Raw genomic sequence first — 21,150 nt, forward strand, 5'->3', positions numbered from 1 at the left:
TGACAATATTATTTCGACGAAAGGTCGGTATATAGTTGTAAATAGTCTGTTAAATCACCATCTGGTTTAAATGGTAACACTTTCTTTCCACGCACTTTGTTGAACTCTTCCAACAATTTCTTATCTACTTTTTCAGCACCAAATGTAATCGCATCAGCATACGACGCACCACCACGGAACATGGCTGTGTTGTTCGCATCCTTATAAGGCTCAAGGTCTTTGTCTTTAATACTTGCATGAATATTTGCCAGCTTTAAAAACTTAGCTCCCAGTTTTTCCTTAAATGTATTTTGACCAACAGTATAAATGAGTTTGCTGTTACCAAAAACAGGCTCCTTCTTATATGCTGTTTGCAGATACATAGGAATTAAACCGGTCATCCAGCCACTGCAATGAATGATATCAGGAGGCCATCCGAATTTCTTTACAGTTTCCAAGGCACCTTTACAGAAAAAGATCGTACGAAGATCGTTATCATCAAACCACTTCTCATTTTCATCATGATAAATGAACTTGCGTTTGAAGAAATCTTCGTTCTCTAAAAAATAAACCTGCAAACGTGCGTTGGGTAAAGAAGCAACTTTGATCTGGAGTGGATAATCATCATTGTCAACCGAAACATTAATACCACTAAGCCTTACTACCTCGTGTAAACGGTGACGACGTTCATTGATGACACCGAAACGGGGCATAATGCAACGAATTTCGAAACCACTGTCATTTGCTTTGATCGCCAGTTGATTGACAATAGAAGAAAAATCTGTTTCTTCCAGATACGGAGACATTTCACTGGCAATAAATAAAATTCTTTTCTTTGCTGCTACCATTACTGATTGTTAAAGAATCGTTACCTGTTAAATAAGGTGTGCAAAGGTAGTGGATTTTAGGCAAAAGGCCTGTATTAGACATGTTTTGCCCTCAAAAAACAACATTCATGCTCATTTTTCATACCGTTCACCAACTACAGAATTACCTCCGCCATCAAAAGCAGAAAGGCCTGATAACGGGTTTCGTTCCCACAATGGGCGCCTTACACCAGGGTCATTTGTCATTGCTTGAGGATAGTAAAAAGGCCACCGATCTGACCATTTGCAGCATTTTTGTGAACCCCACACAGTTCAACGATCCCAAGGATTTTGAAAAATACCCGGTTACGATAAGTATTGATGTTGAACTTTTGTTGAAGGCGGGTGTGGATGTACTCTTTCTTCCCTCGGTAAAAGAAATTTATCCCAATGGAACAGTTAATCAGCCACATTACGATCTCGGCTTTTTAGAAACGGTGCTGGAGGGGAAATACCGTCCCGGTCATTTCCAGGGAGTGTGCCAGGTGATGCATCGTCTGCTCACAATTGCAGATGCACATCATTTATTTATGGGTCAGAAGGATTACCAGCAATGCATGGTCATCAATCACCTGATTGAAACCCAAAAAATTCCAACCAAACTGCATATTGCCCCCACCCTTCGTGAAAGTGATGGACTGGCGATGAGCAGCCGCAATATGCGTTTAACAAAAGAAGACCGGCAAACTGCGGTGGCCATTTCGCAAACACTTACTCAAATGAAAATGCAATTGCAGCCGGGTTCTTTGCAAAAGATAAAAGATGATGCAACCGCTTTTCTCACATCAAAAGGCTTCAGAGTTGACTATACTGAAATAGCACATGCCGATACTCTTGCGTTGGTTAATAATTGGAATGGCACTGATCCGGTTGTGGCTTTAATTGCAGCCTATATTGGAGAAATTCGCCTCATCGATAACATGCTGTTAACAAAAACAGATTAAGTACGTACTTCGAAGTGCGCTTTTGTACCTCGTACCTCATACTTCGTATTTATAAAAAACTTTCCTTATAAATTTGCCATATGGAAATTGAAGTATTAAAGTCGAAAATTCATCGGCTTACGATTACAGAAGCAAATCTTCACTATGTTGGCAGCCTTACATTAGATGAAGACCTGATGGATGCCGCCAATATGATCGAGTATGAAAAAATTCAGGTGGTGAACGTAAACAACGGTAACCGTTTAGAAACTTATCTCATAAAAGGTAAACGTGGAAGCGGTGTTTGTTGTTTGAATGGTCCGGCTGCCCGTCAGGGTTCTGTTGGGGATGTGGTAATTATCATATCTTACGCCACCATGGATTTTGAAAAAGCAAAAAGCTTTAGTCCATGGGTTGTGTTTCCGAAAGAATCAAATAAACTTTAGACAGGCCAATACATTATGCTCAAGAAAAGAATCATCCTTGCTGTACAGTTTTTATTTTTCCTTGGGCTTGGATTGTTTCTTGTGTGGTGGATGGCCCGTGGCATTGATGATAAAGGTTGGGCTCAGATAAAAGTTTCATTGCAGCAGGCCAACTATTGGCTTTTTGTTCCTGTATTTGCGATGCTGCTGCTCAGCCATTATGTGCGTGCCCTGCGTTGGAAAATATTAATGGAGCCATTGGGTTATAAGCCGGGTACATTCAATGTTTTCAATGCAGTTATGATCGGCTACCTGGCCAATCTTGCCTTCCCCCGTTTAGGTGAAGTATTGAAATGTACGCTACTTGCACGTTACGAAAAAGTAGCTCCTGATAAACTCGTTGGTACTATTGTGGCCGAACGTGCCATTGATCTTGTTTGTTTGATCACAGCATTTGTGATCACCATCCTTTTGCAGATCGACACAGTTGGCAGTTATGCATTAGACATGCTGCAAAGTATTTTCAAAGGAAAAGGCGACGGATTTTCATGGCTTCGACTCGGCATGGTACTTGGCATTGCTGCTTCTTTTATCCTGATCGCTTATTGGATACTCAGCCGTTTTGCACATATACGCATCATTGAACGTATCAAGAATGTGATCAAAGGAATCTGGCACGGTTTAAATAGTGTTCGCTTTATCAAGCAACGTCGTTTATTTCTTGTTCATACAGTTCTTATCTGGACACTGTACTTTATGAGCAGCCGTGTTGGTTTTTATGCAATGGAAGAAGTATCACATCTTGGCACAAGAGAAGCCTTTTCTATTCTTTCATTCGGAAGTATTGGTATGATTGCTACACAAGGTGGTATCGGTGCTTACCAGTTTATTGTACAGGAGATATTGATGCTGTATGGTCTTTCACAGATCACCGGTTTTACATTCGGCTGGATCTTGTGGATCGCTCAAACACTTGTGATCTTATTAGGCGGATTGATCTGCTTTATTCTTTTACCCGTTCTTAATCGTAAACGCAATGAAAGCAACCAAACACATTCAGCAGAAAATACTTGATGCCCATCAACTTCAACAGGAATTGATGCGTTGGCGAAAATTCAGCAAAAAGGTTGCGTTTACCAATGGCTGTTTCGATATACTGCATGCCGGGCATATCCATTCCTTAATGCAAGCGGCATCGTTTGCTGATGTATTGATCGTTGGTTTGAACAGTGATGCTTCAACCAAACGATTGAAAGGTGATAACCGTCCCGTCAATAATGAACAGAACCGTGCATTACTATTGGCTTCTTTGGTAATGGTAGATGCGGTGGTTTTGTTTGATGAAGACACACCTTATGAACTCATCAACTCTATTCTGCCTGATGTATTAGTGAAAGGTGGCGATTATACAGTTGATACAATAGTTGGCGCTAAAGAAGTAATGGAGAATGGCGGAACAGTAGAAATAATTCCATTGGTAGAAGGATTGTCAACCACTTCTCTCCTGCAAAAAATTGAACGGCTTTGATTTTTTGCAAAAACTTAATGTTGTAACTGTTGATGCCTTCTTAATTTTAGTGTAAGTATTCCAGATAGTTATGGCATCAGAAAAACGCAAGACGATTGTTCGTGATATCAGCTGGTTATCTTTTAATGCAAGGGTGTTGCAGGAAGCCAACGACCCCTCTGTTCCCCTCCGTGAACGTGTTCGTTTCCTCGGGATTTTTTCAAACAACTTAGATGAATTTTTTCGTGTGCGTGTAGCCACGCTCAAACGTATGGCTGAGTTTGGCGATAAGGCCAAGAGCAAAATGCACATGGAGAAAAATCCACAAAAGATCCTTGAGGAAATACAGGATGTGGTGCTTCAACAACAAAATGAATTCAACCGTATCTGGAATCATGTGCAGCAGGAATTAAAAAAAGAAAAGATATTTCTTGTTACTGAAAAACAATTGAGCCGTGATCAGAAAAAATTTGTAGAGACTTTTTTTGATGAAGAAGTGAGACAGGAAGTAATTCCGCTTATGATCGAAAGTAACCCGCAGATACCTTACCTGCGTGAACGTTCTTTATACCTGGCCGTTGCCATGAGCAACAAATCAAACGCCTATAAAAAGAAATATGCATTGATCGAGATACCGGCGAAGTTCAAACGCAGGTTTGTGAAGCTCCCCTCACCTGCCGGGCATCACCACATTATTTTAATGGAAGATGTGATCCGGCATTGTTTGCCCAAGATATTTTCCTTCATGGGTTTTGATGAGTACAGTGCACACATCATTAAAGTAACAAAGGATGCAGAGATCGATCTTGATGCAGATGTTAGCACTTCACTCATTCAGAAAATTGAGAAGGGATTAAAGAACCGTCGCAAGGCAAAACCTGTGCGATTTATTTATGATAAAGAAATTGATGCCGGATTATTAGAATACCTCATTCGTCGTTTAAATCTTACCAGAAGGGATAATATTATTCCCGGTGGACGCATTCACAACTTCCGCCACTTCATGGATTTTCCAAACGAAGTGTTTAAAGTGAAGCATGAACGTAAAAAACCATTCCCACATCCCGTACTCCGCAAAACCATTCGTGTAACGGATGAAATCATTCGACAGGATTTACTCATGCATTTCCCTTATCATTCATTTGACGTGGTGATCGAGTTACTGCGTGAAGCAGCAATGGACCCCGATGTAAAAGAGATCAAGATCACTGCGTATCGCCTCGCTGAAAACTCAAAAGTGATCAACGCTCTTGTAAATGCATCACGAAACGGGAAAGCTGTAACAGTTATGCTGGAGCTCCGTGCACGTTTTGATGAAGAAGCAAATCTTGAATGGAAAGAAAAACTGGAAGAAGAAGGCGTACGTGTATTGATCGGTGTGCCCAACATGAAGGTGCATGCAAAACTCTGCGTTATAAAAAAACGTGTGCAAAACAAAACGATTCAATATGGTTTTGTAAGTACCGGGAATTTGAACGAAGGCACATCAAGGGTTTATGGAGATCATTGCCTGCTTACTTCCAACCGAAAGATCATGGCAGATATCAACCGCATCTTTACTTACCTTGAACAGCCCGTAATGAGCCGGTTGAAATACCTGCGTCAATGTAAAACCTTAGTTGTTTGTCCAACGGGTATGCGCAGGCAGTTTATGCATCTCATCGAAAATGAGATCAAGAATGCACACAAAGGATTACCCGCCTCCATCATTTTAAAAATGAACAGTTTCAGCGATGAGCAACTCATCGAAAAATTATACGAAGCTGCAAGAGCGGGTGTTGAAATAAAACTGATCGTTCGTGGTATTTTCTGTATGCTTACCCAAAGCAATAAATTCAAAAGTCAACCTTATGCCATCAGTATTGTTGATCAATATCTTGAGCATAGCCGTGTGTTGATATTTCACAATAATGGTAAAGAGAAAGTTTATCTATCTTCGGCAGACTGGATGATACGCAATCTTGATCACCGTATTGAAGCGGCTGTTGAAATTACCAACAAAGCCATTCAGGAGGAGTTGAAAGAATGTATCAACATCCAGTTAAAAGATAATGTAAAAGCGAGGATACTGGATAACAACCTGCAGAATGCATATGTAAAACGTAAAGGAAAAACAGTGCGTTCACAGGTAGAGATCTATAATTTCCTGCATCAAAAAATTCCGAAGCAACTTGAAACTGGCCGCCATTGATATAGGAAGTAACGCAGCAAGATTACTCATTACCGAAGTAGAGGAAAATGAGAAAGGTGTTCCTCAATTCAATAAACTCAACCTTGTGCGTGTGCCACTTCGTTTGGGTTTTGATGTGTTTGAAACAGGTGATATTCCTAAAACGAAGATCAATAAGGTTATAGAAACCATTAAGGCATACAAACACTTACTTAGCATTTATGAAGTGAAGTACCTGAAAGCATGTGCCACTTCTGCCATGCGTGATGCAAGAAATGCCGAAGACATCATCCGGAAAGTGAAAATGGAAACCGGTATTGAAATACGTGTGATCAGTGGTGATGAAGAGGCTTCCTTTATTTACGAAAATCATATTGCCGAAAATTTAGCGAAGGACCATTCCTATCTGTATATTGATGTGGGTGGTGGCAGTACAGAACTTACTTTTTTTAATGCAGGCAAGCTGGTATTTAAAGAATCGTTCAACATTGGTACGATTCGTTTATTAAAAAACCAGGTGAACGATAAGCTGTGGGATGAAATGAAAGAATTCATTAAGCTGGGTACAAAAGGCATCAACGGTATTATTGCCATTGGTTCCGGCGGCAACATCAACAAAGTATTTTCATTATCAAAAAAGAAAGAAGGCAAACCTCTCTCACTCGAACTGTTACGTGATTATCATAAAGAATTCAGCAGTTTTTCATTGGAAGAACGAATGAAGCAGTACAAATTGCGTGAAGACAGAGCCGATGTAATTCTTCCTGCCATCCAGATATACATTAACGTTATGCGTTGGGCCGATATCGAAGAAATTTATGTACCAAAGATCGGCTTGGCTGATGGACTGGTGCATATGCTATACGATGAGGTGAAAGCTAAAAAATTTAATGCCTCAACTTTAGTATTGTAATTTCAACTCACCAAATTTCAAATCCTACATGTCAATTAATAAAGAAGTAAAACGCATCACGACCAACACACTTCAAAAAATGAAGTTGAACAGCGAAAAGATCTCGATGATCACCGCTTATGATTTCTCTTTTGCAAAATTATTTGATGCAGCCGGTATTGATGTGATACTTGTTGGCGACAGCGCCAGTAATGTAATGGCGGGGCATGAAACAACCTTGCCTATTACGCTTGAGCAGATGATCTATCATGCACAATCGGTGTTGCGTGGCATTCATCGCTGCCTCGTGGTAGTTGATCTTCCGTTTGGTACTTATCAATCCAATTCAGATATAGCGCTGGCATCTGCCATCCGCATCATGAAAGAAACCGGTGCGCATGCCATTAAACTGGAAGGTGGTGAAGAAGCATTGGAATCGATCAAACGGATTGTAAATGCTGGTATTCCTGTTATGGGCCACCTGGGATTAACGCCTCAATCCATTTACAAATTTGGCACATATACCGTTCGTGCTAAGGAAGAAGAAGAAGCAAATAAGTTGAGAAGAGATGCGTTGCTGCTGCAGGAAGCAGGTTGTTTCGCAACGGTTTTGGAGAAAATACCTGCACAACTTGCGAAAGAAGTTTCAACCAGTCTGCATATCCCCACCATTGGTATTGGTGCAGGTAACGATTGTGACGGGCAAGTGCTGGTGATGCATGATATGCTGGGTATTAACACTGAGTTTAAACCAAGGTTCCTTCGTAAATATTTAAACCTGGGTGAACAGATCACAAGTGCTGTTCAGCAATACATCACCGATGTAAAGTGCGGTGATTTCCCGAATGAACATGAATCGTACTAAAAAACACGTTGATTCACTGCAATGTTGCATTATCTGCAATTTCTGAAAATAATAACGGCTGAAAACACTATAAATAAGATCGGTTTTGCTTCTTCTGTTGCAAACAGTAGACTACCTTTAAGTATCGTTAACCAAAAACGAAATACCATGCTACGATCAACATTAAAACTCCTCCCGTTCTTATTCCTCGTTTTATTTGCAGCAAATTCCTGTAAAAAGAAAAGCGACCCGAAATCAAAAACACAGCTTGTCACAGAAAGGGACTGGAAAATGACCAAGTTCGAGGTAAAGGAAAATAACAACGCCTGGGATGATCTTCTTGCAGGACAACCTGCTTGCGATGCGGATGATCGTCATGTGTTCCGCACAAATAATACTTACGAAATAAATGAAGGGCCTTCTAAATGTGTTCCAACAGATCCGCAAATTGTAGATAATGGCACATGGTCATTTGGGGATAATGAAACCAAATTTATTTATGACGGCATACCGTTTACAATTGATCAGTTGGACGGAAACACATTAGTAATTTCATATACCGACAATACCAGTCCTCCCGATGTTTATTATTTCAAAATAACTTTCACGCATTAATTATAAACAGTAAGATTATAGATATAAAGAACAAGGCCTGCAAATGCAGGCCTTGTTCTTTTATCACCATAACTATCTTACTTCAACTTCGCCAATGCTTCTTTAATTCTTTTGTAAGCTTCTTCAATTTTTTCCAGACTGTTGGCAAATGACAAACGGATACAATCAGGTGTACCGAATGCACGACCTGTAACAGTTGATACATGCGCTACATTCAACAGATACATACAAAGATCATCAGCATCGTTAATTACGTTTGTACCATCTGATTTGCCAAAGTAATAGCTCACCTGAGGAAATACATAAAAAGCACCATCGGGTTCAGCTAATTTCCATCCGGGGACTTCGCTTACCAGCTCCATTACACGCTTCTTACGACGTTCAAATTCTTTCGTCATTTCATGCGTGGGAGTTTGATCACCCACCAAAGCATCAATTGTTGCACGTTGTGTAACAGCATTGGTACCACTGGTAAACTGGCCCTGTAATTTTTCACAACCTTTTGCCACGTCAACATTCGCAGCAATATAACCAAGACGGTAACCCGTCATGGCATAACCTTTACTCAAACCGTTTACAATGATCACCTGGTCTTTGATAGCATCGAACTGAGCAATGCTCTCGTGTTTACCAACAAAATTGATATACTCATAGATCTCATCAGAGATGATGAAAATTTCAGGATGCTTTGCAAACACATCTGCAAGGCTCTTTAATTCATCATAACTATAAACTGAACCGGAAGGATTACATGGAGATGAAAACAAAAATACTTTTGTTTTAGGAGTGATCGCAGCTTCTAACTCAGCTCCTGTGATCTTGTATTTATTTTCCATTGTGGTGGTAAGAATAACAGGTACGCCGCCTGCGATCTTTACCAACTCAGAATAAGTAACCCAGAACGGAGCAGGAATAATTACTTCATCACCCTGATCAACTGTTGCAAGGATCACATTTGCCAAACTTTGCTTGGCACCTGTTGATAATACAATGTTCTCAGGTTTATATTCGAGATTGTTGTCACGCTTTAATTTTACACAAACAGCTTCACGTACATCAAGGTAACCAGGTACCGGAGTGTAGTGACTGTAGTTATCGTCTACTGCTTTCTTTGCTGCTTCTTTAATATGTTTTGGTGTATCGAAATCGGGCTCTCCTAAACTCAAGTCAATTACATCAACACCTTTTGCTCTTAACTCACGGCCGAGCTTTGCCATCTTTAACGTCTCAGGTTCGCTGAACCTGCTCAAGAGGGAAGAAAGTTTCATTTGTTTTACTGAATTAAATTGATTGTTCGCCGCAAGTTACCGCATCCGCAGCTATTGCTTGTTAGTTATGTTTGATAATTGAAAGAGAAAGTGAGTCAGCATTGGTTTTGCCGAGGTAACCTTTCATTACAAGCGAGTAAACAGCGCCCTTGCTGAATTGTAATTGGTATTGCCTGGTTATGCCGGCATTTGCAATCGACCTGATCTTAATGGTTACGGTTGTATCTGCATAGAAGGATTGAAATGCACCCGAGCTGAGCAAATTTGCCTGCGTGAGTTTTCCTGCGTAAGGTTTTGCAGCAATTACCACTGAATCCTGCAGAATGTTGGCAGGACGGTTAGTCAACACTTCAAGGGAATCAACATCAGGGCTTAAATGCAGCAAACGGATCTTCGATTGTTTGCCCAAACCTGTTGTGTCAAGATTGTCTTCCACAAAAAAGTATTTCAGCTTATCAGTTGTGGCCGTGTCAAACAGAAAAAAGGAATAGCGACCTTTTGTATTACTGAATAACAAATTGGCTAATTGCACTGTACCAAGCTGTAACCTGTAATTATTAAATCCACTGTCAACGCTAACATAATTTGCGGGTATATTTAAAGCGTTCAGATAATTGAAAGTGCCAACAGTTTTTAGATTCTGCAACACATCAATGCTCCCTGTACCTGCTGATGCATGCACAATATTCAACTGCATTTGGGTGCCGGGCACAACATCCTTTTTACAGGATTGAATGATACAAATTGAGCAAAGCAGACTGACTATAACACAGTACCTCTTCAAGTCTTTATTCATAATATTCACGGGCTGCAAATTTATTTATCGTAGCTCACTTTAAATTTTGAAAGATCGGGTTGATGCTTTCGTTTACGTTTTACTTCTTCTTCATAAATAATCTTGCCAAGATTTTCTAAGAAGGGTAACCCGACAGAATCATAATCGTATTTATCATCGTTAAGAATGCCATCTTCATTGCAATAGATAGTTGCACTCAGCATAAACTCGATGTTCTTTTCAAAATCAACAATGTAAGCTACATCAGTTAAGAATCCGTACGACCACCCTACTTTGTTAAAAATGCGGATGTGTTTTGGAATGGATGTTTTCTTTTGTGTGCCAAACATGAGGAACTTACAATATGCATCAAAAAAATGAGTCGTATCGTATTCAGGAAATCTTGTTTCACCCGGAAGCTGACTCATGTATTGATAAAGAAACTTATAATCGGCTTCGTTGATCTTGAAACGCTGTTGTGCAGGAACTGCTTCTGGAAACAACACGCTTCTCAAGATATTGTGAAGGTCTTTCAGATAGATCCTGTTCTTCCTGCTGAAATCCATGGCTGTATTCACCAACTGATCTTTTTCATCGAGATACCCTTTGCCCAGAAAATCATTTCGGGTGAGGTAGTTGTAATTACTCTTAATCAATGGCTGTTCAAACAAGACTTTGCCGGTACTGTCACGAAAGCTTACCGGGTTAGTTATGCGGTGAAGTTCTTCCGGCATCGTGATAGCAAGCCGGCGAATGATCTGCACATCTGAATATCCTTTTGCCTTTAACTGATCGTGCAGGTATTGCTGACCCAAAAATTCGTAAAGCCGGTTGTTGGCATCGTTATCACTCACCACAAAAATCTTTTTGATGTAATGCTCAACGGTTGGCCGTCCATCGGGTGAAGTTGGATCGTTATACACGGCGGTTAAACCATCCTGCCCTTTTTCTGTGATCATGGTGGCGTTGCGGCTGATTCCAAGCTGGTTTAGTTTCTCCAAAGCGAGAAAAGCCACCGGCATTTTCACAGTTGAGGCCGGGTAAAAGTAGTCGTCGGGCTTCAGGTTAAAGTTATAATCGGTAAAACGGGGGCGGTTCTTTTTGTCCCTGTCAATGCGGGTATACATGATCTTTACACGCATGGAATCACGGTTGGCGAGCACTTTAGAAAAAAGATCCGGATGCTGCTGCATGAGATTCTCAAGAAAATTTTCGTTGGCAACCACTGTTTTAGCAGGTTTACAGGCGTTCAATATGAGCAACAGAGCCAGGCTGAAACTGATAAAAACGACAGATTTGAACATGGCCAAAAATAACACATAAACCCTTACTGCAAACAGCCTTAGAATAGTGGATAACAGTGATTTGGGGCCTGTTCGCTTTCGATATGAAACCCCTATCTTTGCCCTCCTTAAAAAATAAGAACCCAAATTATTATTCTACTATGGCACTGAAAGGTTTGGTTAGGTTTTTTGCGATCATGCTCATCTTAATTTCTGTTTGGCAATTAAGTTTTACGTGGATTGTCAACAATTTTGAGCGCAAGCAAAAAGCCAGAGCTGAGAAATTTGTCAAGAACAATTTCGGAACTGCATCAAAAGAAACGAAAGACTCTGCAACGAACGCTGTCTACCGCAGGTATATCGACAGTTTAAAAGAAAAGGAACTCCTTGATATTCCTGTTCTTTTTCCAAAGCTTACTTATCAAAAAGCAACTGAACAGGAACTGAACCTTGGTTTGGATCTGCAAGGTGGTATGAACGTAACATTGGAAGTTGGTTTAGATGGCTTGATCCGTTCAATGAGTAACAATCCGAAAGATGTTACACTCAACAACGCATTAACAAGTGCCATTGCATTGAAAAAGAACAGCGATGCTGACTTTGTAACGCTCTTTGGAGAAGCATTTAACAAAGCTTCATTGAATGCAAGACTTGCTCCTCTTTTTGCAGGCGGTAAAAATAAAACGATCAAGATCGATGCAAGTAACAGCACTGTTCTTGAAGCTATACGTGTTGAAGCAAGAGATGCCATAAAAAGAACTTACGATCGCTTAACAGCACGTATCGATCAGTTTGGTGTTGCCCAACCGAACATCAGCTATGACGAAAATAAAGGTATCATTACAGTTGAACTTGCAGGTATTGATGATCCTGAGCGTGTACGTAAATTCTTACAGGCTACAGCGAATCTTGAATTCTGGGATACTTATTCAAATGCTGATCCTGTAGTGGCGCAAAGCATCGCACAGATCGATCAAAAAGTAAAAGCATACCTCAGCGGTAAAACCGATACTACATCAACAGACACAAGTGGTGCTCCAAAAGTTGACACTACTGTAACTGCCGGCGCAAACAATAACCCTGTATCTTCTCTTTTTGCACCTAACCAGCCCGATGGTTCTGCCATGATCGGCATGATCCGTATTTCAGATACAGCCATGTTCTCGAAATATGTGAACCTCGATGTTGTTAAGAATTCTATTCCTGCAACCATGCGTTTCATGTATGGTGCCAAGGCAGAAGCTAAAAATAAGAGCGGCGAAAGCATGTTGCCGATCTACGTTATTAAAACTGTACCCGGCTCTGACCAACCAAAACTTACCGGTGAATATATTACAGATGCACGCCAGGACTTTGATCAACGTAACAACGAGGTAGAAGTGCAAATGGAAATGAATACACGTGGTGCAGCCATTTGGGAAAAAATGACCGGTGATGCATTTAATGGTAAGTATGCCATTGCAATTGCACTTGATAACTATGTATATTCTGCACCCGGTGTAAATAACGGCGCTATCAGCGGCGGCATTTCACAGATCAGCGGAAGCTTTACTATCCAGGAAGCACAGGATCTTTCAAGCGTGCTACGCACAGGTAAACTTCCTGCTCCTGCTAAGATCGTTCAGGAACAGGTTGTTGGTCCAACACTTGGTGCTGAAGCGGTGAAAGGTGGTTCATTATCATTCATCATTTCATTTATTATCATTTTCATCCTGATGTTGGTGTATTACAACACCGGTGGATGGATCGCTAATATTGCCCTTATCTTAAACCTCCTGTTTACCGTTGGTGTGTTGAGTGCTTTTGGTGCAACCTTAACTGCTGCAGGTATTGCCGGTTTAGTATTAACTATCGGTATGGCAGTGGATACAAACGTTATCATCTTTGAACGTATCAAAGAAGAATTAACGAAAGGCAAGAGTTACCAGATGGCGATCGAAGATGGTTACAGACGCTCATTGGCTCCTGTACTTGATGGTCATATTACTACCCTCTTAACATCATTTATTCTTTTATACTTCGGTTTAGGTCCGGTAAAAGGTTTCGCAACTACACAGATCATCGGTATCCTGTTGAGCTTGTTCTGCGGTATCCTTGTATCAAGACTGATCACCGACATGTGGACAAACAAGAAACGTCACTTTGAATATTTCACTGCTGTTTCACGCCGCATCTTTGCTCACGCTGCTTACAAGTTCATTGAGTTCCGAAAGTACACTTATATGATCTCTGCAGTTGTGTTAGTCTTAGGTATTGGCACTTTGTTCAACGGCTTTGATTACGGTGTTGAATTCCGTGGCGGTCGTAGTTACACTGTTAAGTTTGATCGTGAGTTGAAGAATGAAGAAGTAGCAAACGAACTCAACAAAGTGTTTGGCAAGTATCCTATTATTAAAACGGTAGGTACTCCTAAGCAATTGAATATTACAACTGATTACATGATCGATCAACCAGGCGAAACGATAGATGCGCAGGTTGAAACAAAACTGTATGAAGGTTTAAAAACCTTCTTACCTGCAGGTACAAGCTACGAGCAGTTTAAAACTGGTTTCAAACAAAGTTCACAAACTGTTCAGCCTACCATTTCGGATGACTTGAAGAAAGGTGCATTATGGGCAACCATTCTCGGTTTGCTGGTAATTACACTTTACATCTTTATCCGTTTCCGTGACTGGCGCTATTCAGTTGGTACAATTGTAGCCTTGTTGCATGACGTATTGGTAACACTCATTGTATTCTCTTTCCTCCGCAATATTGTTCCATTCCCGTTAGAGATCGATCAGCACTTTATTGCAGCGATCCTTACTGTAATTGGTTTCTCAATGAACGATACGGTGGTAGTATTCGATCGTGTGCGTGAATACAGTGCAAAAATGTTTGGCCAGCCTAAAGGTGTAATTCTTAACAAAGCCATCAACGATACATTGGCCCGTACAGTAATGACTTCATTAACTGTATTCTTAACCTTGTTAACGCTCTTCATCTTTGGTGGTGAAGTAACAAGAGGTTTTGCCTTTGCGATGTTGATCGGTGTTATTACCGGTGTTTATTCATCTGTGTTTGTTGCGGCACCGATCCTTATGGATTTTGCAAAAGACAAACCACTGGGCGAACCTGAAAAAGATAAAACACTTGCTAAAGCAAGACATTCTATCAGCTAATAATTTCAGAACAGATTATATAAAAGAACCCCGATCAAATGATCGGGGTTCTTTATTTAAATGAGTTTATGTGTTATCACACTTAGAACTCAGGACTTACAACTTTGTGTTTACCTATACCCATTCCATTTACGATTCTGCTTATCAAACACCCAATAAATTCCATTTGAATAAGAGAAATTAAAAAAGGTTTCAATTTCAAACTGAACAGGCAACTTAATTACCTGGCTCATGTAACCCGATTTGATATCGTACAGCTCCACCTGTTTCTTTGCTACGTTCAGCAAGCCAATTTCAGCACCTTTCGTTCCTGTATAAATGATAGAACGAACATTGTAGGTTTGTTCAAAATCAGCAAGTGATAGTGTGGTTGCATCGTTTGCATTCATCGCACCAAAATGAAGTTGAACAGATTTACGTTTATCATTTCCATCTGTTGAATAGCAAACAATATTCAATCCATCAAGAAACAATACTTCATTGTCTTCCGTATTTAATACACCTGCACTGTTTTGATCGGGTTGATATAGCCCTTCCCTTTTCAAATTCAGTTTTTCGGGTAACCCATCCTTGTTGAGCTCGTATGAAAACCATCCAAAATCTTTATACGCATTTCCTTCCAGTTGTTTTGTTTTGGGGTTATACCAAAGACCACGTACATCAATTAATGTTTTCTGTTCATCACCTGAAACAACCCTGCCATTTGCATTAAAGATCACCAGAGGAAATTCTGCATTACCTGCCTGTGCAGCGTAGTACAATTTTTCTTTTGGGTTATAGGCAACAGACGCTCCATTGGCACCACCTTCAGGGATGGTCATATCCATCACTTTTTCGGCAGATATAATTTTCAACTCTTTATTGCCTGTGTTTTTTTCATCTTTCGTTGCCTCGTTACCAAGCAAGCCTGATACCGCCGCCGGCTTTTTTTTCTGTGCAATGGCTTCATTGCCTGTTAAAAGTGCAAGAACAACTAAGGGAAGGAATATTTTTTTCATCGATACTTTTTTATGCTAGTTACAGCAATTTATTTCTTTTTTCAATACCGTGTAATGGGTACAAAAAAACTCCCCGCAGGGAGTTTATAAATTAACGATGCAACGAGGTATAATTAAACTGCAAAGCTGGTACCACAGCCGCAGGTTTTGCTTGCATTGGGATTGCTGAATGTAAAGCCACGGTTGTTCAACCCATTATCCCAATCGATCTGCATTCCGTAGAGGTACATGCCATGACTTTTCTCCATGATACAGGCAATACCATCTATCTCAAATAATTCATCATTCTCTTTTTTCTCATCAAACTCAAGCACATAACTCAACCCTGAACATCCACCACCTTTTGCACCCACACGCAGGTATTTACCTTCGGGCTGTTCAGTTGACAATCTTTTCAACTCCTCAACTGCCGTTGCCGTGAATGTAACCGGTGCCATACTTATCGTTTCCATACTTGTATTATTTACTGCAAATTTACGCAGTAATTGCCTTTCCTGTACAAACTGTCTGCAACCCTTGTTTTCAACTGCAAAAACCTATTTTTGCTTCAATTCAGTCTTTATGGATACAATTTATTATTACTTATTCGGCGGCGCTGCTGTAGTTTTTATTGCTTTGGGTTATTACTTGCGTGTAAAAGGAAAAAAAGAATTACTCGAGGAACAACGCCAGGCGGCTTTGCAGGAGCAGGCATTAAGACAACAACAGACAGCTGCCCCGCAACCACAACCAAGAAGAGCACCAACTGTAAACCCCGAAATGCTCCGCCTGCAATTGCAGGCTTACGAACGCATGACCATTTTATGCGAACGTATTGGGCTTAACAATTTGCTTGGACGTTTGCCCATCAACCAACTATCTGCGGCTGAACTGCAGAACCTGATGGTGCAATCGATCAAAACAGAATTTGAATACAATGTGAGTCAGCAATTATATGTTTCGAATGCTGCATGGGATGGCGTTAAAAACCTGAAAGAGCAGAATATATTTATTATCAACGAACTTGCTTCAACACTGCCGCAGGGAGCAACAGGAGCTGATCTCAGTAAAAAAATCATTGAACTGCTGTCGCATGATGAACATGTATCCTTACAAAATATTGTGGCAACACTCATCAACAACGAAGCCAAACAACTGATGGGATAACTCATCTTCAACGATTGCCTGCTTATGGAAGAAAAAAAGATCTACACTGATTCGGGAATTGAAGTAAAACCACTTTACAATGGAGCCGGTGAACAGGAATTACCCGGACAGTTTCCGTTTACACGTGGTGTGCAGCCCGATATGTACCGTGGTAAACTGTGGACCATGCGTCAGTACGCAGGTTTCTCAACTGCTGAAGAAAGCAACAAACGCTATCATTATTTATTATCACAAGGTGTGAGCGGTTTAAGTGTTGCATTTGATCTGCCTACGCAAATTGGTTACGACAGCGATCATGCATTGGCGGAAGGCGAAGTGGGAAAAGTTGGTGTAGCTATTGACAGCATTGAAGATATTCAAACTCTGTTTGATGGCATTAAACTGGAAGATGTTTCTACTTCAATGACCATTAATGCAACCGGTTTTATTCTTCTCTCTTTTTATGTTGCATTAGCAAAACAACAAGGTGCCGATCTGAAGAAGATCACCGGTACTATCCAGAACGATATTCTAAAAGAGTACGCTGCAAGAGGAACCTATATCTATCCGCCAAAACCAAGCATGCGTATCATCACTGATATTTTTGAATGGTGCAGTCATGAATTACCGAAATGGAATACGATCTCTATCAGCGGCTATCATATACGTGAAGCAGGAAGTACAGCAGTGCAGGAAATTGCATTTACATTGGCGAATGGAAAAGCGTATGTAAAAGCTGCATTGGAAAAAGGATTAGACATTAATGTCTTTGGTAAACGTCTTTCCTTCTTCTTTAACGCACACAATAATTTGTTTGAAGAAGCAGCAAAGTTTCGTGCAGCCCGTCGTATGTGGGCGCAGATGATGAAAGAACTTGGGGCAACAGATCCTAAAGCGATGATGTTGCGTTTTCATACACAAACAGGTGGCAGCACACTTACAGCACAACAACCACTCAATAATATTTCACGGGTAACCATCCAAACATTAGCTGCTGTGTTGGGTGGCACGCAATCATTACATACAAATGGGTATGATGAAGCGTTGAGTCTGCCTACAGAAGAAGCTGCACGCATTGCATTGCGTACACAACAGATCGTTGCCTTTGAAAGCGGCGCACCTGATACCGTTGATCCATTGGCCGGAAGTTATTATGTGGAGGCGCTCACCGATGAAATTGAGCAGAAGGCATGGGATCTCATTTCAAAGATCGATGTGATGGGCGGCAGTGTATCTGCTATTGAAGAAGGATTCATCCAGGATGAAATTGCCCGGAGTGCATACGAATATCAACGCAATATCGAGAATGGATCTAAGATCATCGTCGGCGTTAATAAATTCCAGGTGAAGGAAGAAAACACAACACCTGTTTTCAGGATCGATGACAGCATTCGTGCAGTGCAAACAGAAAAGCTTCAACGTTTAAAAAATAACCGTGATCCCGGCAAAGTGGACCAATGTCTGCAGGAGATCAACGACCGAGCCGGCAGTGGCGAAAACCTGATGCCGGCCGTGATTACTGCTGTTGAAAACAAATGCACCCTTGGTGAAATTTCAGATGAGCTAAGAGCTGTATATGGTGAGTATAAATAAAAGACGACTTATCACAATCAGCCCTTCAACTAATAATGATTAGCCCGGCTAGTTGTATATTCATACATCTTTATCTAAAATTTCAACCATGGCATCTAACAATACTTCAGCATCTCCGGTAATGAATGAGCATATTGCTGCTTTTCTGAAAGAGCAGTCAGTTATTTCAATTGCAACAACAGTAAATGATGAGCCTTATTGTGCTTCCTGTTACTATGCGTTTGAACCAACCGAAAACCTGCTTGTATTTAAATCGGATGCAGACACAAGACATATTGAAGATGCGTTAAAAAACACTCGTGTAGCGGGAACGATCCTCCCCGATAAAATTAACAAGGCGAAAGTAAAAGGCGTGCAGTTCAATGGAACATTCATGAAAGCCGAAGGCAGTATTGGCAGCAAGGCCAAGGAAACTTATCTCAAAAAATTTCCGGTCGCCGGTCTCTTTCGTGGAGATATCTGGGTAATTGAAATAAGCCGTATAAAGTTTACCGATAATACGCTGGTATTTGGGAAGAAGTTATTATGGGAACGATAAATAAATTTCTTCTAATTGAAAGCGGATGTAATTGATACATCCGCTTTTTTTATTTTCCTTATCTTTCCACAATTACAATACTTCCATAGGTATAATCTTTTTCAGAGTTAATAATTTTGGCACTAAAGCAATGAAAAAAAACTACATAATTCTCTTATTCCTGTCAGCCATACTTTTCAGTAGAATCAATGCTCAAAGCCTATCTATCCCAGATTTAAATAATCTGTTAAAAATGAATGAACTTGAAGTTGATTCATTCATGCTTTTAAATAATTATAAACATTTCAAAGGCGACACTGATACAGATTTCAAAATCATGTCCTATACCAATGTGTACGAGAACGAAGGCGTTATTAATACACGATATTTTAGTATTGGTTACAATTATAAAATAAAAAGTACTGATATAACCTATCGTGTATCAAACAAAACCGAAGCAGATGAAATCATTGGTTGGCTGGAAAAAAATGGCTATAAATTAAAAACAACCTCGATAGATGATATTGCGGGAGGAAAGCCAAGCAAGCTTACTTCTTATAATAGTAATAAACAATCAATCGTCTTTATAAAAACGATCCGGAAAGTAAAGGAAAAAGATGTCCCTTATTATCAGTTTGAGCTTTCAACAATGTTTTAAAATAAATACTATGCGAATTTCAGTTTTACTTTTATTCACTTGTTATTTTACAATAACGCATGCTCAGGAACCTCCTGCCTTCATTAAAGATAGCCTTGAACGCTACATTGAACGTGGCATGAAAGACTGGAACATTCCCGGCCTTGCCATCACCATTGTAAAAGATGGAAAGATCGTTTTCATAAAAGGCTATGGTGTAAAAGAAGTGGGCAAACCTGAAAAAGTGGATGCAAATACCCTGTTCATCATTGCATCAAACTCAAAGTTGTTTACAGGAACCAGCCTTGCATTAGCAGAGCATGAAAAGAAATTATCATTGGATGATAAAGTAACAACACATATCCCCTGGTTCAGGCTGTATGATTCAACATCAACCAAATTGGCAACAGTGAGAGATATGTTGTGTCATCGGTTAGGCACCAAAACATTTCAAGGCGATTTTACATTCTGGAACAGCAATCTGCCCAAAGATTCCATCATCTGGAAAATGCGTCTGCTGAAACCGGAAGGAGAATTTCGTCAGAACTATGGTTACTGCAATGCAGGTTTTTTAGTGGCAGGAGAAATTTTACAAAAAGTGACCGGTAGTACGTGGGAACAATTTGTAAAAGATCGGATGCTCAATCCCATTGGCATGACTAATACATACATGAATACAGCGGGTATGGCTAACCGTAAGAATGTGGCTGTTCCCTATTCCAATTCATTTGGACCATTAAGCAAATTGCCTTACGATGAAATTGACAATCTTGGCCCGGCAACAAGCATGATCAGTTGTGTGAATGATCTCAGCAAATGGTTGATGTTTCAATTAGACAGTGGAAAGATCAACGGACAAGCTGTTATTCCATGGCAAGTATTACAAAAAACAAGAGACGGTAATATTTTAACAGGCACACGCAAATCCCCATACTACCCTACTCATTTCCGAGCGTATGGTTTAGGTGAATACATGACGGATTATAATGGCAAACAGGTGTATTGGCATACAGGTGGTGCGTTTGGTTTTGTTACCAATGTATGTTTTATACCGGAAGAAAAACTCGGTATCAGCATCTTAACCAATAACGATAACCAGAATTTCTTTGAAGCATTACGTTACCAGATCATGGATGCGTACTTAGGTGTGCCCTATGTTGACAGAAGTAAATTCTTATTACAATTTCAGCAACAGGACCAGGTGTTGAATGATTCAAAAATAAAAGGCTGGGAAGAACGTGTAAAGAAAAAACCTTCACTGCCGGTAAGTGCTGAGGCATTTGTTGGTTCTTATTACAATCATGTGTATGGAAACATGCAGATTGTAAAAGAGAATAATGAACTTACAGTTTTGCTCAGTCACCATCCAAAACTGAAAGGCAAGCTTGAATACATCGACAATAAAAATTTCCTGCTCACCTGGAATCATCCTTCGTATGGAAAGTTTGCTGTTCCGTTCGAAATTAAGAATAACAAAGTAAGCGCCATCGAAATAAAAGCATCTGACTTTGTTGAATACGATGGCTATGTGTTTCTTAAAAACTAATGTTCACTTCCAACTAAACTACAAAG

20 protein-coding genes are annotated in these 21,150 nt (G+C 40.2%); 14 read left to right on the forward strand and 6 right to left on the reverse strand.

From position 1 onward, the window contains the following. Positions 1–8: 8 nt before the first annotated feature. Positions 9–827 carry a glycogen/starch synthase gene (locus tag H4075_RS12095; RefSeq protein WP_182801102.1) on the reverse strand — a complete coding sequence of 273 codons (819 nt, stop codon included), beginning with the start codon at positions 825–827 and terminating at the stop codon, positions 9–11. A 107-nt stretch (positions 828–934) separates the two neighbouring features. Between H4075_RS12095 and panC the strand changes: the two genes are divergently transcribed. The 8 genes from panC (at position 935) to H4075_RS12135 (ending at position 8,221) form a co-directional block, all read left to right on the forward strand. Continuing rightward, positions 935–1,789 (forward strand): pantoate--beta-alanine ligase, encoded by an 855-nt coding sequence (gene panC / locus H4075_RS12100; protein ID WP_182801103.1) that lies wholly within the window; start codon positions 935–937, stop codon positions 1,787–1,789. Between the two features lie 80 nt (positions 1,790–1,869). Further along, entirely contained in the window at positions 1,870–2,214 is a 345-nt protein-coding gene (gene panD / locus H4075_RS12105) for an aspartate 1-decarboxylase (protein WP_182801104.1), read from the forward strand. Between the two features lie 15 nt (positions 2,215–2,229). Continuing rightward, positions 2,230–3,267 (forward strand): lysylphosphatidylglycerol synthase transmembrane domain-containing protein, encoded by a 1,038-nt coding sequence (locus H4075_RS12110; protein WP_182801105.1) that lies wholly within the window; start codon positions 2,230–2,232, stop codon positions 3,265–3,267. Continuing rightward, on the forward strand, positions 3,230–3,721 hold the full coding sequence (gene rfaE2, locus H4075_RS12115; protein WP_182801106.1) for a D-glycero-beta-D-manno-heptose 1-phosphate adenylyltransferase: 492 nt from the start codon (positions 3,230–3,232) through the stop codon (positions 3,719–3,721). Before H4075_RS12110 ends, rfaE2 begins: the two co-directional genes overlap by 38 nt. Before the next feature lie 70 nt (positions 3,722–3,791). Continuing rightward, entirely contained in the window at positions 3,792–5,891 is a 2,100-nt protein-coding gene (gene ppk1 / locus H4075_RS12120) for a polyphosphate kinase 1 (protein ID WP_182801107.1), read from the forward strand. Next, entirely contained in the window at positions 5,872–6,783 is a 912-nt protein-coding gene (locus tag H4075_RS12125; RefSeq protein WP_182801108.1) for a Ppx/GppA phosphatase family protein, read from the forward strand. The genes ppk1 and H4075_RS12125 overlap by 20 nt, the downstream gene beginning before the upstream one ends. A 28-nt stretch (positions 6,784–6,811) precedes the next feature. After that, positions 6,812–7,627, forward strand: a complete 816-nt coding sequence (gene panB / locus H4075_RS12130) for a 3-methyl-2-oxobutanoate hydroxymethyltransferase (protein ID WP_182801109.1) — start codon at positions 6,812–6,814, stop codon at positions 7,625–7,627. Positions 7,628–7,774: 147 nt separating this feature from the next. Continuing rightward, on the forward strand, positions 7,775–8,221 hold the full coding sequence (locus tag H4075_RS12135; protein ID WP_182801110.1) for a hypothetical protein: 447 nt from the start codon (positions 7,775–7,777) through the stop codon (positions 8,219–8,221). Positions 8,222–8,298: 77 nt separating this feature from the next. Here H4075_RS12135 and H4075_RS12140 read toward each other — a convergent pair whose 3' ends face one another. From H4075_RS12140 to H4075_RS12150, 3 genes are all read right to left on the reverse strand, one after another. Beyond that, a complete protein-coding gene (locus tag H4075_RS12140) occupies positions 8,299–9,489 on the reverse strand; it encodes a pyridoxal phosphate-dependent aminotransferase (protein WP_182801111.1) in 1,191 nt (396 codons plus the stop codon). Positions 9,490–9,550: 61 nt separating this feature from the next. After that, positions 9,551–10,201 (reverse strand): DUF4397 domain-containing protein, encoded by a 651-nt coding sequence (locus H4075_RS12145; RefSeq protein ID WP_182801112.1) that lies wholly within the window; start codon positions 10,199–10,201, stop codon positions 9,551–9,553. Positions 10,202–10,305: 104 nt separating this feature from the next. Continuing rightward, on the reverse strand, positions 10,306–11,568 hold the full coding sequence (locus H4075_RS12150) for a serine hydrolase (protein WP_182801113.1): 1,263 nt from the start codon (positions 11,566–11,568) through the stop codon (positions 10,306–10,308). Positions 11,569–11,708: 140 nt separating this feature from the next. Between H4075_RS12150 and secDF the strand changes: the two genes are divergently transcribed. Beyond that, positions 11,709–14,708 carry a protein translocase subunit SecDF gene (secDF, locus tag H4075_RS12155; RefSeq protein WP_182801114.1) on the forward strand — a complete coding sequence of 1,000 codons (3,000 nt, stop codon included), beginning with the start codon at positions 11,709–11,711 and terminating at the stop codon, positions 14,706–14,708. 110 nt (positions 14,709–14,818) lie between these two features. Here the strand turns inward: secDF and H4075_RS12160 are convergent, their stop codons facing one another. Together H4075_RS12160 and H4075_RS12165 are read right to left on the reverse strand one after the other, a co-directional pair. Continuing rightward, the gene (locus H4075_RS12160) at positions 14,819–15,706 is read right to left on the reverse strand and encodes a hypothetical protein (RefSeq protein ID WP_182801115.1); all 888 of its coding nucleotides are present in this window, start codon (positions 15,704–15,706) and stop codon (positions 14,819–14,821) included. 113 nt (positions 15,707–15,819) lie between these two features. Beyond that, positions 15,820–16,158, reverse strand: a complete 339-nt coding sequence (locus H4075_RS12165; RefSeq protein WP_182801116.1) for a HesB/IscA family protein — start codon at positions 16,156–16,158, stop codon at positions 15,820–15,822. Between the two features lie 109 nt (positions 16,159–16,267). On the opposite strand from H4075_RS12165, the gene H4075_RS12170 reads away from it, so the two are divergent. The 5 genes from H4075_RS12170 to H4075_RS12190 all read left to right on the forward strand — a co-directional run bounded on the left by H4075_RS12170 (position 16,268) and on the right by H4075_RS12190 (position 21,124). Beyond that, on the forward strand, positions 16,268–16,852 hold the full coding sequence (locus tag H4075_RS12170) for a DUF7935 family protein (RefSeq protein ID WP_182801117.1): 585 nt from the start codon (positions 16,268–16,270) through the stop codon (positions 16,850–16,852). Positions 16,853–16,876: 24 nt separating this feature from the next. Next, positions 16,877–18,424 carry an acyl-CoA mutase large subunit family protein gene (locus tag H4075_RS12175; RefSeq protein ID WP_182801118.1) on the forward strand — a complete coding sequence of 516 codons (1,548 nt, stop codon included), beginning with the start codon at positions 16,877–16,879 and terminating at the stop codon, positions 18,422–18,424. 88 nt (positions 18,425–18,512) lie between these two features. Beyond that, positions 18,513–18,962, forward strand: a complete 450-nt coding sequence (locus H4075_RS12180) for a PNPOx family protein (RefSeq protein ID WP_220494746.1) — start codon at positions 18,513–18,515, stop codon at positions 18,960–18,962. Between the two features lie 232 nt (positions 18,963–19,194). Further along, positions 19,195–19,599 carry a hypothetical protein gene (locus H4075_RS12185; RefSeq protein WP_182801119.1) on the forward strand — a complete coding sequence of 135 codons (405 nt, stop codon included), beginning with the start codon at positions 19,195–19,197 and terminating at the stop codon, positions 19,597–19,599. 10 nt (positions 19,600–19,609) lie between these two features. Beyond that, positions 19,610–21,124: a serine hydrolase gene (locus tag H4075_RS12190; protein ID WP_182801120.1), complete on the forward strand. Its 1,515-nt coding sequence runs from the start codon at positions 19,610–19,612 to the stop codon at positions 21,122–21,124. The last annotated feature ends 26 nt before the right edge of the window (positions 21,125–21,150 follow it).

It is taken from the genome of Lacibacter sediminis, assembly GCF_014168535.1.
Taxonomy (GTDB): Bacteria; Bacteroidota; Bacteroidia; order Chitinophagales; family Chitinophagaceae; genus Lacibacter; species Lacibacter sediminis.